The organism is Paenibacillus wuxiensis (assembly GCF_040195695.1).
GTDB classification, from domain to species: domain Bacteria; phylum Bacillota; class Bacilli; order Paenibacillales; family Paenibacillaceae; genus Paenibacillus_B; species Paenibacillus_B suaedae.
Genome location: NZ_JBEFZI010000004.1, coordinates 301,744 through 319,805, shown reverse-complemented (window position 1 = coordinate 319,805; position 18,062 = coordinate 301,744). Strand labels below are relative to the sequence as shown.

14 protein-coding genes are annotated in these 18,062 nt (G+C 45.9%); 1 reads left to right on the top strand and 13 read right to left on the bottom strand.

What is annotated here, in order from left to right:
- Window positions 1-725: 725 nt before the first annotated feature.
- The 12 genes from ABN764_RS10475 to ABN764_RS10420 all read right to left on the bottom strand — a co-directional run bounded on the left by ABN764_RS10475 (window position 726) and on the right by ABN764_RS10420 (window position 14,735).
- Window positions 726-1,574: a barstar family protein gene (locus ABN764_RS10475; protein WP_446671836.1), complete on the bottom strand. Its 849-nt coding sequence runs from the start codon at window positions 1,572-1,574 to the stop codon at window positions 726-728.
- Between the two features lie 634 nt (window positions 1,575-2,208).
- A complete protein-coding gene (locus tag ABN764_RS10470; RefSeq protein ID WP_446671835.1) occupies window positions 2,209-2,808 on the bottom strand; it encodes a hypothetical protein in 600 nt (199 codons plus the stop codon).
- 11 nt (window positions 2,809-2,819) lie between these two features.
- Entirely contained in the window at window positions 2,820-2,969 is a 150-nt protein-coding gene (locus tag ABN764_RS10465; protein ID WP_446671834.1) for a hypothetical protein, read from the bottom strand.
- Between the two features lie 9 nt (window positions 2,970-2,978).
- A complete protein-coding gene (locus ABN764_RS10460; RefSeq protein ID WP_446671833.1) occupies window positions 2,979-3,917 on the bottom strand; it encodes a hypothetical protein in 939 nt (312 codons plus the stop codon).
- A gap of 697 nt (window positions 3,918-4,614) precedes the next feature.
- On the bottom strand, window positions 4,615-5,214 hold the full coding sequence (locus ABN764_RS10455; RefSeq protein ID WP_446671832.1) for a pentapeptide repeat-containing protein: 600 nt from the start codon (window positions 5,212-5,214) through the stop codon (window positions 4,615-4,617).
- 11 nt (window positions 5,215-5,225) lie between these two features.
- On the bottom strand, window positions 5,226-8,243 hold the full coding sequence (locus ABN764_RS10450) for a contractile injection system protein, VgrG/Pvc8 family (RefSeq protein WP_446671831.1): 3,018 nt from the start codon (window positions 8,241-8,243) through the stop codon (window positions 5,226-5,228).
- A gap of 75 nt (window positions 8,244-8,318) precedes the next feature.
- Entirely contained in the window at window positions 8,319-8,771 is a 453-nt protein-coding gene (locus ABN764_RS10445; RefSeq protein WP_315742531.1) for a DUF4280 domain-containing protein, read from the bottom strand.
- 51 nt (window positions 8,772-8,822) lie between these two features.
- Window positions 8,823-9,344 (bottom strand): serine protease, encoded by a 522-nt coding sequence (locus ABN764_RS10440; RefSeq protein WP_315742529.1) that lies wholly within the window; start codon window positions 9,342-9,344, stop codon window positions 8,823-8,825.
- Entirely contained in the window at window positions 9,341-10,528 is a 1,188-nt protein-coding gene (locus ABN764_RS10435) for a pentapeptide repeat-containing protein (protein ID WP_446671830.1), read from the bottom strand. The genes ABN764_RS10440 and ABN764_RS10435 overlap by 4 nt, the downstream gene beginning before the upstream one ends.
- Before the next feature lie 22 nt (window positions 10,529-10,550).
- Window positions 10,551-11,966, bottom strand: a complete 1,416-nt coding sequence (locus tag ABN764_RS10430; RefSeq protein WP_446671829.1) for a phage baseplate assembly protein V — start codon at window positions 11,964-11,966, stop codon at window positions 10,551-10,553.
- The gene (locus tag ABN764_RS10425) at window positions 11,950-12,636 is read right to left on the bottom strand and encodes a hypothetical protein (protein WP_446671828.1); all 687 of its coding nucleotides are present in this window, start codon (window positions 12,634-12,636) and stop codon (window positions 11,950-11,952) included. Before ABN764_RS10425 ends, ABN764_RS10430 begins: the two co-directional genes overlap by 17 nt.
- Before the next feature lie 473 nt (window positions 12,637-13,109).
- Window positions 13,110-14,735: an ABC-F family ATP-binding cassette domain-containing protein gene (locus tag ABN764_RS10420; RefSeq protein WP_072727464.1), complete on the bottom strand. Its 1,626-nt coding sequence runs from the start codon at window positions 14,733-14,735 to the stop codon at window positions 13,110-13,112.
- A gap of 708 nt (window positions 14,736-15,443) precedes the next feature.
- Here ABN764_RS10420 and rsgA point away from each other — a divergent pair.
- On the top strand, window positions 15,444-16,571 hold the full coding sequence (rsgA, locus tag ABN764_RS10415; protein WP_446671971.1) for a ribosome small subunit-dependent GTPase A: 1,128 nt from the start codon (window positions 15,444-15,446) through the stop codon (window positions 16,569-16,571).
- A 256-nt stretch (window positions 16,572-16,827) separates the two neighbouring features.
- On the opposite strand, the gene ABN764_RS10410 is transcribed toward rsgA, so the two are convergent.
- Window positions 16,828-17,913, bottom strand: coding sequence for an MBL fold metallo-hydrolase (locus tag ABN764_RS10410; RefSeq protein ID WP_446671827.1), 1,086 nt, complete (start codon window positions 17,911-17,913; stop codon window positions 16,828-16,830).
- Window positions 17,914-18,062 lie beyond the last annotated feature (149 nt).

Here is an 18,062-nt window from a genome sequence, read left to right as displayed (position 1 = left end):
CATATATGAGCTTTGCGATATCATTTTTCTGCTGTGGTGTTAAATGCTGATCTTCCCATGCATTATATTGTTTTATATCAATTATTTGATGGTCGAATAAGACAGGATCAATATCTTGAACTCGAAAACGATTAGGCAAATCCCATCTATCGATGGAACTGTAGAAATCCAGCGCCTTCGATAAATTACGATTTGCTACTCGTACGTCTTGCGGGATCTTGCTCGCCGCCATCTCCATCCCTTTGTTGAGAGTCAGCAAGAATCGTACTAATGATTCTTTGGTCTCTGGGTTTCTCCAGCCTCTCGCATCGGTAAATACTTTTCCAAGCAGTATCGCAAACCGTAAGCCTATATTCTATGAGGGTTTAATTAATGTTTACATAGAAAAAGCCTATTAATTCTTCTTGCTTCAAATTGGAATAAGCCTTCTAAGATTAGTAAGTTTGTTGTCACTAGTGGTGGTTTGTTGGTGTAAGTTCCGTTTCGTCCTCCTTGATTTTGAACATGCAAAAAAGCTCATCCCTACTTACGGTAAAGTGAGAATGAGCTTTGAAGGTTTATCAAGCGTTTGGTTTGTTTGTTTGGTTGTTGTACGATCTTGTTGTTGGGAGCGGGTAAAAATAGAGTTTACACAAAATTTTCGACGATCCTTGTTAAGCCGTTCCATATTTTTCTTAAACATAAATTCAACTTATATAGATAAATTCATTGATTATAAAAAATTGTTAATTCAGCACTAATATTACACCTTCATTTTCCATATTCTCAATAAGTGCTTGGAATAGGGGTCTATTCCCTACCTCTTCGAATTCTGGCTTATCTATAAGTTTATCGTCCCAACTCCTCTTATAGTTAATTTCTTTGACCCAAGAATTTATATCCAAGAATTTTCTTGCTATCTGATGATTATTCCATATAAGGGTGAAAGATGCGGTTGCACCAAATCCTCCATAAAAACAATCAATTAGAGAGCAAATATCAAATCCATAATAACCTCCAGGCCCATTAATAGCTTCTCCTAATGCACAAAAGAAAGATGGATAATCCGTTACAAATGTTCCATCTAGGTGAAAAATTCCCTCCTGCATTTCATTACATTCCGATTTATTTATATTATAATTTTTTACAACTTTTAACCAGGATCTTCTTTCTTCTTCAGAAAGACTAGACCATTCATTCTTTTTCAATGGGGGAGAGATCCTCCAATTGTTCCAAATTTCGATTTCTTTATTAGATAATACTTCATTTAAAGAGCCCTTCCAAGTAACATCCGAAGCACTTTCTGGAACTCCAGTTTTATGATAATAAATATCATCATAAATAGAAAAACGAAACTTTCCAATTGGATTTGTATCATTATCAATGATACAAATATAGACTAGCCTACTTATCGATTCTTTTCTTTTAACAAGGTATTCTTTAAATTTCTGACAAAAAACAAACTGTTTCAGTTCAATTTTATGGTAAGCTAAATCCCCATCAAAATAAACCTTACCATCCAGCCCCTCTATTTCTTTGCAATATCCAATTACTAATTCACTTTCCTCATCAAGAATAGAGAATTTAATTCCCACTTTATTTCCTCCATTAACCATTCTTATGGTTTGAATTTCCCGCCATCTGGAAACCAAGGCGATGGGAATAATTTGGGCTTACTGTAATCATGATCAACTACATAGCCAAATCTTCCGTCAGTCCTCTCTAATATCCTATGTTTAGTGCCCGGAACATCCCATTCTTTTGAACCATCCCAAACATTATAGTCAAATAAGACAGGATCAATATCTTGAACTCGAAAACGATTAGGCAAATCTCATCTATCGATTGAACTGTAGAAATCCAGCGCCTTCGATAAATTACGATTTGCTACTCGGACATCTTGCGGGATCTTGCTCGCCGCCATCTCCATCCCTTTGTTGAGAGCAGTCAGCAAGAATTGGACTAATAATTCTTTGGTCTCTGGGTTTCTCCAGCCCCTCTCATCGGTGAATACTTTGCCGAGCAGGCCCGCAAACCTATCTTCTGTGCAGAATCAATCATATTTTTATAAAAAAAGCCTATTCCTTGTCTTCTTTGTTCGAGTTGGAATAAGCCTTCTAAGATTATTAAGTATGTTTGTCTTTAATGGTGGTTTGTTGGTTGTAATGTAAAATTTCACAACAAATTTGCAAACCTAATATTTAACAGTCCTTTTATTAAGCAGTTGAACTACTCACTCTTAATAGCGCTTCTCCCAGATCCAAAATACTCTTGAAAAAAACCGAAGTCAAACAATTTCCCCTTAAATTTCATTTGTTCATAATCTACTTTTTTTAACTTAGCTTGTTCTATGCTGCTGCTATTCATGAAATCAAATGGAACAGTCTCTGCTATATCAAATTTTAATGTTATTTTAGGCTTACATTCAGTTACAATCATTAAGGATATGTAACAATTATCAAGAAAAGACAGCTTCCCACCGCATTTACATACAATATCACCTTTATCAATTGTATATGGCCAACTATGATACTGCTCACGACCCTCGAGGAGATTACCTTCAATTATTTTGAAATCTGCACCCTTCACCCCTTCAATTTCAACCCTCATTTTCCCAAACACAAAAAGTGAATCATCTTCTATATTAAGGCCCTGATTTTGTATTTGATCTTTAAAATCATAAATATTAATAACAGTATTAATAAGCTCAAATTCATATATTCCTCTGATATCACTCGGAAAATTCAAAAAAATTGTCGGTGTAAATTCTCCATCACCATCCACAATTGCATCAAATTCTTCATTACTTATGTCTAGAGTAAGAATCATTCACTATAACCTCACTTTTTTATAAAGGTATACTGATCTAACATTGGCGATTTTATATTTTCACCGTCTGTGGTTAAATAGCTACCATCATTCGGAACGTCTTGTCTTTCACCCTTGATTTTTAACCCTTTAACATCTAATTGCTTCAATATTTTTTTCATATTAGAACGTTACCCAGTAATTATTATTTCTCCATTCCTTGATAAGACTCTGATTATTTCAGGATTCAATGGATCATAGCCATATGGGTTCTCTATAATGATTTTACTCTGGCTCCCTGTCTTAATATTAGTTAATTTTGTTGCATCTCCGTAATGCACACCAGAAGCCTTAGGGTCTATATCAATATTGTATGCACCTTCTGTAGGTTTGCCTCGTGCCCCAATATTTAGTGTTCCATTTTCATCAGCGGGTTTTTGCAAATATTGGTTTGAGCTTTTACTCGTCCCCTCACCGGTTGAATTCTTATTTTTTCCCGACGCAGATCCCGACGCTGAATTCTCCGGTTCGGTTCCAGAATAATATTTCCGCACTTCGATCTGATTCTTCGTCGGCTCAAGAGGTTTCTGCGTAGACGATTTATAGTTCACATTTGGCCCATCGTACGCCAGCTTATTCTTAGGCAATTGTCCAACAGACCTTTGTAAAGCTTCAAGTCTATCATTGATAAACGTCGTCGCTTGACCCCAGTTTACCTTAATTCCCTTAATATTGCTTCCTTTCGATATTCCTTGCGGCTTGATTGGCGGTTGTGTATTACGACTGCGGACAGCTCTAGCACCAATAGCACCAGCTAATGCGTCAACCCCTTCACTCGTATGCTCCACGACATAGAAATAGTTCTGAATCGCTAAATCTGTGTCATCCTTGAATCTTTCATATATCAGATTTGCGATATCATTTTTCTGCTGTGGTGTTAAATGCTGATCTTCCCATGCATTATATTGTTTTATATCAATTATTTGATGGTCGAATAAGACAGGATCAATATCTTGAACTCGAAAACGATTAGGCAAATCCCATCTATCGATGGAACTGTAGAAATCCAGCGCCTTCGATAAATTACGATTTGCTACTCGGACATCTTGCGGAATCTTGCTCGCCGCCATCTCCATCCCTTTGTTGAGAGTCAGCAAGAATCGTACTAATGTTTCTTTGGTCTCCGGGTTCCTCCAGCCTCTCGCATCGGTAAATACTTTGCCAAGCAGTATCGAAAACCGTAAACCTATATTCTGTGCTGGATTCATTAGTGTTTACATAGAAAAAGCCTATTACTTCTTCTTGCTTCAAGTTGGAATAAGCCTTCTAAGATTAATAGTTGCTTATCTTTAATGGTAGTGGTTGGTTGTATTATCTCTCCTGAGGAGAGACCTGTCCATTACGGCGAATGTTGCCCGCTCCGTTCTGGATAATAGACGAAAAGCTGAAGGAGAATTTAACCCCGATTTTGGACACATCCCGTCCATTTGCGAGCTAACATCCATGGTCGCCAGATAAGCAGAGCTTCATCCGTTGGAAAGATGCTTTATCCTTTCGTCATTTCACCTAACTGACGGTGATTGCTTTCGAGTAATTCTCGTGCTTTCTGCGATATCCGTTTACTTCGTCTATGATTGCCTCATACTTTGCTTGTGCCTGTGCAATTAAATCTATCTTATTTTGGGCATTGCAAAAAAAGCTCATTTCTACTCATGGTTCAAGTTGGAAAGAGCTTTTGAAAGTTTATCAAGTGTTTGGTGTTTGAATTGTTTAGTGTTTAGTTTGTTGGTTGTATTGTACGACCTACTCTCAACTGATGTAAAGGGTCTACTTATTATCTTGTAACCATTTTCTAGCTTCTTCACCTACTAGAATATTTGGTTGTTCTGGCGTCCCAATATTGATGCTTTTTATAAAAGCCTCTTCTAGCCCCCGAACCCCAGTTAATTTAGCTCCTTTTAGCAAAACTCTTTCAAACGTAGCTAACCGCACATCAGCATTAAACAATATTGCATTGCGAAAATCCGTCTCATCAAAAAGGCCAGCTACTAAATTTGCATCTGATAAATCAGCTTGAACAAACACCGTCTCAATACATTCACTATCAGCAAGTCTAGCAGCTTTAACATTGGCATTTGTGAAGTCCACATACGATACATTAGATTTACAAAAGTCTACCCCTTCTAAATTTGTAGATATAAAAGTTGATGAACTTAGTAAAGATGAAGAGAAATCTTTGTGCTTTAAGTTCATGCCATCAAAGATACAAGCTGTTATAAATGCTTGGTCTAATGGGTATTGTGACAAATCCACATTTCGCAAATCAATTTCATCTATACCTAGTTTTTCGCCTTGTTCTCCAATAGTTTCAATCCAAAGGCGGTGTGATTCTAATCGAGTCATAATTTCTTTGATATCAGTTGTCATACCTAACCCTCCTATGGATACCAAATAATCCTATCTGATATCCCATATTTTTTAATTTCTTTTTTTAACTGTTCAACATGTTCAGGAATCATGTCTCTTTTATCCACAATTACATTGTAAGTTTTATCTAGTTCTTTATTAATTGCCTTCATCCCGTTATTTACTGTAAATGCGCCTTTCTTGGGAGAAGTATGACCATTTGGATAAGATACGAAACTTTTAACGTCCCATTTAACGTTATTTGTTATATCAATAAATTCTGCTCCTCCGTTTCCTTGTGGGTCACGTACTATCTTCCCTAGTTTTCCTTGTCGTTCCAAATCTAGTCCTATTTCTCTTTCTTTCAAACCTTGATCCCTAATTTTACCGCCATGAGAAGGATCGCCTGCTAAATCATCCAATTCCTTCTGAGTTCTACCACCCGTATAATTTCCATCCTTATCATAAAGGTTAGGTTTATTACCTTTACCCGTCCCCTCACCACTTGCCTTCTTATTTTTTCCCGATGTAGATTCTGTTGCTGTATTCTCCGGGTTGCTCCCCTGATAATATTTCCGAACCTCGATCTGATTCTTCGTCGGCTCAAGAGGCTTCTGCGTAGACGATTTATAGTTTACATCTGGTCCATCGTACGCCAGCTTATTCTTAGGCAATTGCCCAACAGACCTTTGTAAAGCTTCAAGTCTATCATTGATAAACGTCGTCGCTTGACCCCAGTTTACCCTAATTCCCTTAATATTGCTTCCTTTCGATATTCCTTGCGGCTTGATTGGCGGTTGTGTATTTCGACTGTGGACAGATCTAGCGCCAATAGCACCAGCTAATGCGTCAACCCCTTCACTCGTATGCTCCACGACATAGAAGTAGTTCTGAGTCGCTATATCTGTGTCATCCTTGAATCTTTCATATATCAGCTTTGCGATTTCATTTTTCTGCTCAGGTGTTAAATGCTGATCTTCCCATGCATTATATTGTTTTATATCAATTATTTGATGGTCGAATAAGACAGGATCAATATCTTGAACTCGAAAACGATTAGGCAAATCCCATCTATCGATGGAACTGTAGAAATCCAGCGCCTTCGATAAATTACGATTTGCTACTCGGACATCTTGCGGAATCTTGCTCGCCGCCATCTCCATCCCTTTGTTGAGAGTCAGCAAGAATCGTACTAATGATTCTTTGGTCTCCGGGTTTCTCCAGCCTCTCGCATCGGTAAATACTTTGCCAAGGAGTATCGCAAACTCTCTTTGCATTTCCAGCTGAACCATTTCTTCTTCACTGAACTGGCCTGTTGCCGTCCCCCTGCCTCCGCCTGAAGGCAACCCGATCCGGAAGCCGCTGGAAGAGGACATCATGCCGAGAACACTTAATGCCGAGCCTACTAGCGAGCCAACCACTCCCGCTACCGGAATCATGCCCAGCAGACTGAGCGCCGCACCTGCCAGCAACCCGATTTGAGCCCCAGTAACGCCTTGGGATTCGGCTGCCGCCGTCTTCGCAGCTTGCCCGGCCTCATATGCTTCCACCGTCATCAGCGGCGGCTCCGGCACTGGTGTAAGCGGGGTCACATGCACCGGCGACCTCGCAGTGCCTTCCTGATGCAGAAGATCTGAGCGAATATCCGAATCGCCGTCCAAAATAAGACTGCTCTCGCCTCCGCGCAAATAGAGCGAATGCCCTGCCTTCATGCTTACTTGCTGGCCTGCCTTGACCATAATGTCCCGGCCGCTTATTGCAAGACTATTCGTGCTATGAATATGTACGCCGTTGCCTTCATTCAAGCGGATATTCAAGCCGCCGCCCGCTTCCAGCTTCAATTCAGTACTTCCCATGCTGATCCGCTTGCCACGCTTGCTGCTCCATACTTTCTCATCGGGTTTATCAACGTCAGCATGCTGACGCAGTGAGCCCCGTACTACGGCTTCTGCCTCATGTGCCGAAGGCAAATATAACTGCGCTCGATCTCCCGGCTCCGGCATCCAATACAAGCCGCTGTTTCCCTCAGCTGCGTAGCTTGTTACATACGGGAACCAACAGCCTTCCGAAACAGCATCCTTGCCATCCATATCCAACCGCAGCCTTACCCGATCCCGCTGCACCCCGATAACAATCCCGCTGAGCACAGCGCCTGTCGCCTGCCAATTCTCTGTACGCTGACAGATAACATCTTCCTCGGTACAAAGTTGATAGGTGTGCAATAGAAGCCCGCTCTTCATCTCGCTTACGATTTCGGTTACAACCGTCTTTAGGCCGCTTGGCAGGCTAACGCGATCACCCAGAACGAAGCATCTTCCGCTCTCTAGCGAATACACGGTTGAAGACGACGAACCGAACCCATTCCCGAATAGCAACTTCTGCTCTTCATGCCCCAGCAAAGAACGAAAGCTCTTTCGAACCCGATACGGCTCTTGTTCATCCAGCCTCCAATGCTTTCCGGACGGTAAGCCGAAGAACAGCTTCGGAGATTCTGCGGTAATTTCCGGCACTAACACCGTGCCAAGCCGTGAGGCCATCCGCTTCAAAAACGACCAGTCCGTCTCCTCATATTGTAAGGTAAAAGATCCCAACGTGCTACCTTCGCTTGCTGTATCGATTGAATCCGAACGCGCATAGTCCTTCAGTACTCGTTCCAGGACATCCTCATAAGTCGTATGCTCCGGCTGGAATGAACGGCTCTTAGGTCGTACATCCAGCTCATAGCTCCAGGAAATCGCTTCTAAAGTCAAGACATATACACTGCGCTCCGCCTGTATGGTACGAGTCATCACCTGACCACAAAACAACGTTCGGACTACGGAACCGTCATCTCCTAGCTGTTCTACCTTTACGGACTTGCCATAATCATACGCCTCAATATCCCGATCGCCACGCTCCTCCGCCAGCAGGGCGCGCATATGCAGCCGGGCATGCTCATTCACTCGCTTCTCGATTCGCAGCTCATGGATTCGCTGTATATCATGCGCCCACACCACACGGATATGACCGTAGCCTGCCGCATTTTCTGCGCTTAGCATACTCTTCTCCAACTTCTCCCCTCCTTGCATGATTTGATTACTGGAAACGGGAATGTATTGTTCTATCGTCTATGCGCGTATTCCCCATCAATCCAGTTCCTGTCCGTCGTCCTCAATGCGAATGACACCGCCATAAAGGCATTGGTGCGTACAACCACTAAGCAAAGCTGGTTGTCCCGCCACATGCACATCATGTTTGCCGTTCAACCAAGGAATGGTCATAACCGGAATGCAGGGAGCTTTCTTCACCCCATAAATATCAACCAAATTACTGCTCTGTACGGCCGGATTCATCGAACAAGAACAATTGCCAAAAGAAGAGATGTTCACGCCCGGCACGAAATCCCCAACGTTCATCTGAGCCTTGCCCTTCACGTATGTACCGTGGCATTCCGGCATTGTGAGCCGGGTCGGCTGAGTGCCGAAGCTGCAGCTAAGAATAGCACCGGCGACAACATAGCTACCTTTGCGCCCTTTTCCCGGTTGAACGCGGATATCCTCCTGTTGCTTCCCCAATCGCTCTAATCCCCTTTCTTTCATTCTGAGATCATGCTCAAGCAGAGTCGTTTCCTACACCGCTTAAACGAACTCTCACTCTTGATCCATTTCAACCTCAGCAAAATGAACCCCATATACATCCCGCCGAAGCAGACTCTCGGCAAGCGCCAGATTGGCGATCCATACTCTCTCGCGAATTCCATCCACCTGGAACAGTGGCCGATAGTTGTGCTTTCCTTCCAACACAAGCCGCTTCAAGCCCCCATCCTTGTGGAATTCGCTATCAGGCGAGAGGCAGCATAGGCGAGGCAGCGACGTCATCCAATAGACTTCCTGCCGTTCCCTTTTCATATCAGTCAAAATAACAGGACGCCAACGCAATTCAGGCATGTACAGCTCTATCAACCGCTTAACGCAATCCGATAACAAGGGCATGGGCCGATCCAAATAATCGACATATTCGACGGCATTCCGTTCCCGTATCGGGAAGACAAGCGGCTGCTCTTCCACGCCGGCTTCTTCCTCTAGTCGGCTCACGATTCCGGGCGTCATCATATTCGGCTCTGCCCGATTCGCAATCCGTTCATCCGCAACAAGTCTGAATAACCGATTCATGGCCGTCCTCCCATTTCCCGCGATAGCAGGCGGTGATCCTCATCATCCCAATGTGCATCATTCCAGTTGACCTCCGTTACATCCGCGTCTTGAAAATCAGCTCCCGTCAAATCCGCCTTATCGAAGCGCGCCCCCTTGAGATTTGCTCCGCGGAAGACGGCATTCTTCAGCGTGGCTCCAGTGAACACTGCGCCAGGGAGGTTGGCTCGGGTAAAATCAGCACCCGTCAAGTTGGCCTTAGCGAATTGAACCCCTTCAAATATGGGTGAAAATCCGTCGAATGGCAGCACGCCCCGCTTACCCTGGACGCCCCGGAACACCGCCAACGGCATGGAGCACCCGCTATAGTTCGCACCGCTAATAAGACTATAGGCAAAGTTGGCGCCATCCAACCGGCATTCCTGCCACAGCGTACCGATCAGAACGCCATCAAGAAAACGGCTGTTCGACAAGCAGCAGTCTCGAAATGCGCTGTACCGAAGATCAATCCCCGCCCAATCTCCCTCCGACAAATCCATAGCGTGAAAAGCTTCATATGCGTAATCCTCTTCATTTCCCTCTCGCAGCCATGACCGCACTTCCTCTGCAGCGCGCTTGCTCAAGTCCAGCCGGAACACGCCCTCGCTTTGATCCAAATATTCTCCTACCCGAACCTCGAATACTTCTGCCTTCTCCACAGCTTGGAACTCCGGCGATTGGGAAGCTTCCTGCATCGCCAGCCGAATCAGGCTGACCACGACGCGGTGTATGTGAACGGCCTCGCGCAGACGAATGCGCTCCAGATGTGCGGAATGAACGGCCCCCTTATATTCGCGGCTGGCCAGCTTCAATCTGTCTGCCAGCAAATCCAAGTAGCGATAAGCCCACAAGCCGCCATAGTAGCCTTCAACCGGTTCGGCGTCGAACAGCCACGAGCTGTCGGACGCTTGTACGAGATAGCGAGCTCGTCCCTGCGCAATGTCCGTTCTCAGCATAGAGTAGGTGATGAATCCAAGGCTTCCTTTTTTCCCGAAGAGCTGCTGTTCACGAATGACCTTGCACCATTGCCGGAAGCCATCGACAAATTCTTGCACCCATTCTTTCTTGGCTTCATCCCATTCTTGTCCGATTGCAGCGAACATCTCGCTCCTCTCGCGAGGTACTGCTTCCTGAATGAAATGGGTTAACGCTGCTTCGCTGTTCATGACAACCTCCTCTTCCGCATGCTTAGTTCGACTTCACTTTGCTGCCCGTTAAGCGCGCCTGACGTCCCAAATGAAGCTGGCTGCCCTTGCAGCTCATATTCATTTCACTGCCTGCAGACAACACCATCTTGCGTCCGGCATTCATGGAGATATCCCCATCCGCAGTGATGCTGACTCCTTTGCTGCTGGCAATGTGAATGCCCTCATCATCGTTCAGTTGAATATAAATGGCGCCATCCTTCCCGGTAATGACGATTTCATCCGGAGCAAGCCTGATTTCTTTGCCGGATGGCGTACGGAATATTTTCACATCGGGATTGCTTAGCTTATTGCGTCCGCTCGGTTCAGCATTCTGGCGTACCGCACCGCCAGCGATGCCCTCCTCTTCCTTCTTTCCAGGGAAATAAACGGCTACTGGATCGCCAATCTCCGGCATGACGTACCATCCGGTGCTGCCTTCCGCCGAATAAGCGGTCGAATATCGGAACCAGCGCGCTTCCTCTTTCTTTTGCTCATGATCACATTCAAAGTGAACTTTTACCTTGTCCCCTGCCACATCTATCACTTTTCCGCAAATGGATGCGCCGATCAAGCGCTCAAGGCCATACTCCTTCTGCCGCAATCCTTTGTGAGAGCAGAGCACATACCGATGCTTCAGCATTCCGCCTTGCATCTTCGTCTGCGCTTCACGAACAAAGAGACTTTCTCCTTGAAATTGAATATGACTGCCTAAGTCGAATACCTCATCCGTTTCGATATCATAGGTAATAAAATCGTTTTCGCCGACAGATGCGGCTTCATTTTCTACGAAATATCGGAACGGCGCCATTCGCTTGCTAACGGTATAATTCATTTGCTCCAACCGAATCACTCTTGAACCATCAGGAATACCGAAATAGAATTTGGGTTCATGGAATTGAGCTGCCGGAACTAGACTGGTATGGTATCGAGAGGCCATTCTCCGTAAAAAGGCCCAATCCGTCTCCTCATACTGCAAAGCTATTCGCTGCAGCTTAGCCCCAGCAGTTGCTTCATCCATCACGTCAAGTCCCGGGTATTCCTTGCCTATCTGTTCAAGAAGTTGAGGGATCGTCATCTTTACATTCTGGAAAGATCTCGTCTTCGTCTTCACATCCATGACGTAGGTATGGGATATCGCCTCCACTTCCAAATAGTGAACGCCCTGCAAGACTTGGATTTCGATAGAAAGTGCGATTCCCCGGAACAGTGGTTTGCTCCCACCGTCCGTATCCATTTGATTCAATTCAATAGAGGTGTCCGTATCGGTCATATCCACATAAAGCTTGCTCTTTTCCTCGGACACAATCCCCGTGAAGCGCAGCCGCGCATGCTCGTTGAGCTGCTTCGTCAGGGTCAGTTCCTGCAGGTGGACTAATTGGTATGGATGAATGCTCAAATTCTCATAAGTAAGACTCACTTCGTTTCTCCCCTTTCTCACTGCCGAGGGTTTGTATCGCCCGCATCATCGCATGGGCCACTGGCTTCCAGTTCCGCATGTCCATTGCACTGCATGAGAAAGAAACGAGTAGCGCGCTTCCTTCCAGCTCCTTGAACATCATGTAATAGTACAGCGTCCCGTCTAATACGGAAGCGGTGAATTCACAGTACCCTGCGCGCTCCCCTTCATCAGAATCCATCATGCCTTCATCGATCCGGGAACGGATAGGCTGTACCGAGCGAATCATGCGAGCCATCGTCTCCGTATAAACAGCAAGCCCCTCTTCTTCAAGCGGATCTTCTGTGAGGTTGATCGTTAAGTTCACGGTACCTTCATTGTTCGTATAAATTAGGGATGGACGATATACCGAAGGATATTTGATCGCAGCCTCCTGCTGAGTCATGAGGCGCCAAGTTTTCGGCATCCTTACGTGAAGCTTGCCCGCCAGTAAAGTCCGATCCGCTAGCGGAATCATTTGTCCGTTGACGCTTATTAGCGGATGATTGAAATCGATAGACTCTAGCTTAGCTTGTCCGTCACTACCACTGCCTGCTATCCCGTCTTTTTCCCTCATCTCACCATCATGTTCCTGTCGTTCTTCCTCCAGCTCTTTCATCATCGCCAATATTTTTTCATCCAAATGCTGCACGAAGGCTACCTCCTATCCCTTTACTCCGAGTTCTTTCTGAAGTCCCAGGCTTTCACATTAGAATAAGCGGAACAGCCCACCTTATTTAGATATATTTTCCTATTATATTATAACGGCAAGAATACAATCTGATTTGATAGAATTGGAAAAAATAGATGTCAATATTTCTAAAGATGCAATAATCAGAGGGTGTCTGATCTATTGCACAGGTACAACAATACTCGGGGGGAAAACGGGGCAAAACGAGGGATACGATTGCTGCACATTTTGGCAACTCCAAGCCTGATTTCGTGCACATCCATAGAATGGATTGAATTCGGGATCGAACTAACACTCCTTGCTCGATCCTGCTTTCAAGAAAGAGGCAATGTTCCGCTAAAGCGAAAACTAATCCAGGGACAGCCCCTAAACATACAAAAAGAGGTTTGAACAGCCATTTGGCTACTCAAACCTCTTGCTTCTATTAGATGCTATTAGCTCTCTTCTGGATACAGCTTCTTGCGCAGCTCTTTCACTTCTTCATTCTCAAGATATTCATCGTACGTGCATACACGATCGATGATGCCATTCGGCGTAATCTCGATAATGCGGTTCGCAATCGTCTCAATGAACTGATGGTCATGGGACGTGAACAGCATTGTGCCGTCGAAGTCAGTCAAGCCGTTGTTGAGCGCTGTGATGGACTCGAGATCCAAGTGGTTCGTCGGTTCATCAAGCAACAGCACGTTCGCGCCGCTCATCATCATCTTGGAGAGCATGCAGCGAACCTTCTCGCCCCCGGACAATACGCTTGCCTTCTTCAATGCTTCTTCCCCAGAGAAGAGCATGCGGCCCAAGAAGCCGCGAAGGAATGTCTCGTCTTGATCCTTGGAGTATTGGCGCAGCCAGTCAACCAAGGTATCCTCAACCCCATCGAAGTATGCGGAGTTGTCTTTCGGGAAGTAAGCTTGTGTCGTCGTAACGCCCCAGCTGAATGTTCCTGCATCAGGCTCAATCTCACCCATCAGAACTTGCATCAACGTTGTCTTCGCCAATCCATTCGGACCAACGAGTGCGATCTTGTCGCCTTTATTCACAACAAGGTGTAGATTTTCGAATACTTTTTCGCCTTCCACTGTCTTCGTCAAGCCTTCGATCGTCAGCAATTGCTTGCCAGCTTCACGCTCAGGCTTGAAGTTGATGAACGGATATTTACGGTTCGATGGACGAATGTCGTCGAGCGTAATCTTATCGAGCATCTTCTTACGTGAAGTCGCCTGCTTCGACTTGGACGCGTTCGCGCTGAAGCGCTGAATGAAGGCTTGAAGTTCCTTGATCTTCTCTTCCTTCTTCTTATTCTGATCGCGCATCATCGTTTGCGCCAATTGGCTGGACTGGTACCAGAAATCATAGTTACCTGAGTACAGCTGAATTTTACCGAAGTCGATATCTGCAATGTGCGTACATACCTTGTTCAGGAAGTGACGATCGTGAGATACGACGATAACTGTGCCTTCATAATCCATCAGGAAGCTCTCGAGCCAGTTGATCGATTCGAGATCCAAGTGGTTGGTAGGCTCATCGAGCAGCAAGATGTTCGGTCTGCCGAACAATGCTTGTGCAAGCAATACGCGTACCTTCTGGTTGCCGTCAAGCTCAGACATCAGCTTATCATGAAGATCTCTAGTGATTCCAAGACCGATAAGCATCTCGCCTGCGCTCGATTCAGCTTCCCAGCCGTCGAGCTCAGCGAATTCGCCTTCCAGCTCGCCTGCGCGCATGCCGTCTTCTTCCGTGAAGTCTGCCTTCGCATAGAGGGCATCCTTCTCTTTCATAATGGAATACAAGCGCTCATGACCCATAATGACTGTATCGAGAACCTTGAATTCTTCATATGCATAATGATCCTGCTTCAAGACCGATAGACGGTCTCCAGGAGTAATGTTTACTTGACCATTTGTCTGTTCAACTTCACCAGACAATATTTTAAGAAATGTCGATTTGCCCGCACCGTTCGCGCCAATCAAGCCGTAGCAGTTCCCTGGTGTAAACTTAATGTTCACGTCCTCGAAAAGCGCTCGTTTCCCGTAGCGGAGCGTAACGCCGGTTGTACTAATCATGGCATTCCCGTCCTTTGCCTATTATTGGTTTCAAACTGTTATTATAGCATAAGGATCAGTATAATGCGACGATTGAACATTTTTACCATGATCTTTGGAGAGTTACACATATCTAATTCGGCATTTTATGTATATAATATTTCCATCTTTATCAAAATGAAGGTGTCCCCTATTTCTTACGAATGACGGAGACGCCCCATTATTAAAGTGGTTCACAAGGACTTCGGATAAGAAAAACTCTTATCGAAGAATTCCAAGAGGCCAACCGCGGCCTAAGGTATGTTTTTTCCATTCTAGAAAGCCGCCTTGCTTAACACAGCATGCAAGCCTCTGGAATGATCAAAATCGACCGTAAAGAAGAAAGTGAGGGATGTTATATGGTAAACAGCAATGTATATAACGTTCGGGAGAAACATTTCAGCGCCTAGCGCATCGTACAATTTATGAAATACCAGTAAGCTGTTAACGACGCTAGTGTCGACTGAAACGTCTGTCTCTCCCGAACTTGACCGTGCCGCAATGTCGTTCATTCGCAGGTAAGACCAAGTTCACTATGAAGCGGCTACACGCCGCATAACAAGGGAGAATTCAGATTTGACTACAAATAATCAAAATTCAAGTAACCATAATGAAGGTAAGCATGATTCACATCTATTATCAGATACTTGCGCCGTGCAAGAAACTATAATTGAAAGCAACACATTGAGCATGGAAGAACAATTGGATGCTACTGTGCAAGATCTGCACGATCTCGGCTTCGATGAAGCGTGGTCAAGCACTTGGGAGTCTTGGATTCAAGAGCTTCAAGAGTCTACCGCACGCCGCTACGCGGGCCAGCTAGTTCCTGCACGCGTAGCGCTGGCACATAAGCATCTGTATCGCGTCGTTAGCGCGGAGGGAGAATGGCTGGCCGAGCTGTCTGGACAGGCACGGGCCGGAATGGCACTGCTCAGTGATTGGCCGACAGTCGGCGATTGGGTGGCCGTGGCACCTAGACAAGCAGAAGGACGAGCTACGATTGTGGGCGTACTGCCTCGCCGCAGCACCTTCGGACGCAAGGTAGCGGGAGGTCGCCGCGACACTCAAATCGTCGCAGCGAACGCAGACATTGCGCTGCTCGTTACGTCGATGTCACGCGACTTCGAGCCGCGTCGCTTAGAGCGATATGCCGCCCTTGCATGGGATAGCGGCGCCATGCCGGCCGTTGTATTGACAAAGGCTGATGAGGCGGACGACCCAGAGCTGTTCGAGGCACAAGCCATGCAGGCCGTCCCTGGTGTTGACGTGTTCCGCGTATCTGCAATGACCGGTGATGGCATGGACGAATTGCGCGCACGCATTGCCCCGGGCATGACCGTCGTGCTCGTCGGCTCTTCTGGCGTTGGCAAGTCCACGCTGGCAAATGCACTTACGGGTACCGAGCAAATGCTGACACAAGCTGCTCGCTCAGATGATGACCGCGGCCGCCACACTACGACGCATCGTGAGCTTCTCCGTCTGCACGGCGGGGCATGGCTCATTGATACGCCGGGCATGAGAGAAGTCGGCATGACCGCTATTGATAGTGAAGGCTTGTCGAATACCTTCGAGGATATTGAAAGCCTTGCAGAGCATTGCCGATTTAGCGACTGCAAGCATGAGAGAGAGCCTGGATGTGCTGTACGTGAGGCTATTCAAACAGGCGAGCTGGATTCCAACAGACTTCGCGGCTATCAAAAGCTCCAACGTGAAATTGCATACATGCGTCGTACGGAGAATGCACAGCTTGCCCGGCAACACGTACAGAACAACAAAAAGCTGTCGAAGTTGAGCAGCCGACCGAGCAAGCGTAGATAATGCGAGCCCGTACCATCCGATATTTCTAACACGAACGGGGGCTAGTCCAGACGTACTATTGAATTCGGGTGCCCCACATTCATATGAACATGTGTAAGAAAGACGCCTCCATCCCCACTTCTTCCGTGGAGTTGGAGGCGTCTTTGCTTTTCTTATGAGACTACCCCATTAGTTTCCACCTTTTTGGACAGCCCTTCTATACGTTATTCCGCTTTTACTTTTTCACGTGTATCTTTGTGTATGCCTCGCATGTAGCTTATTGCGATTTCATTCGTGCCTTAGGTGACGCAGCTTGAGCATGCTGAACAGATTGACCAAATGCTTCTGCATAGCTCCATAATTCACCGTGCGCTAAAATATGAATTCGCTTGCGCTCAATTCCTCGTTTCACCCGATCCGCTTCCAGCCGATCAAGTGCCTCCCGCGGTGTATCGTCAGCCAGCTTGAACGCTCCATAATGCATCGGGATCATCACTTTTGCCTTCACATCTTCAAATGCCTGCAATGCTTCCTCTGGGGAAACATGCTGCTGCGACATAAACCATTCCGGCTCATATGCGCCAATCGGCAATAGGGCTACATCAATGTGGAAGCGCTGGCCGATAAGCTCAAACCCACGGAAATATCCGCTATCGCCCGCAAAATATATCGTCTCACCTACGGTCTCCTGACTCGATTGATTCGCTGGAGAGCCTTCGCCTGTTGGCGTGCCGGCTGAATCCGAACCTCCGGATGTCTTTTTCGCTTGTGCAAGGTGCTCAATAACATAGCCGCCCCAATGGGAACGATTCATATCTATCAACGTCCGACGCGTCCAGTGCTGTGCCGGTACAAACGTAATTTTCACCCGATCCGCCACGGTTATATGCTCCCACCAGGCCAGTTCATGTATAATAGAAAATCCTTTGCGTCTCAACTTACTAAGCAGCCCGTCAGGTACAATCAGCATCGTGTTCGGCCCTACCAATCGCCGTAATGACCGTATATGCAGATGATCGTAATGAGAATGCGAGATGAGAACAACATCGACTGGGGGCATTTCCTCAATCGGAATACCTGGCGGAGCAAGCCTAGCTTGTGTCGCCATTCTTGCAGCCCATACCGGATCTGTGACAATGTTTAATCCACCTATTTGTAACAGGAAGGTCGAATGACCGATCCACGTTATCGTTGTCTCTGTTCGATTAGCGTTCAAACGAGCGATATCCGGCTTTACATTTGGTACGACATAGGAATAATCCTTCGTCTTTAATCGTTCTTTGCGCTCTGCTTGCCAACGCCGAAATTGATTCCATGCTTTAACCGTTGTCACATCGTCCATATTGACGTAATAGCGCTTCATAAGCACCACCTCATTTGCGAAAAATTCGGATCGAATGACAAGGGCTACCCTCTCCCTTGCAAAACGGGACGAATGACAAATACTATCTCCTAATCTTTAGCATACCAGAACCCTGTCTCCATCACCAATTCGACTTCAGCTTCCTAACT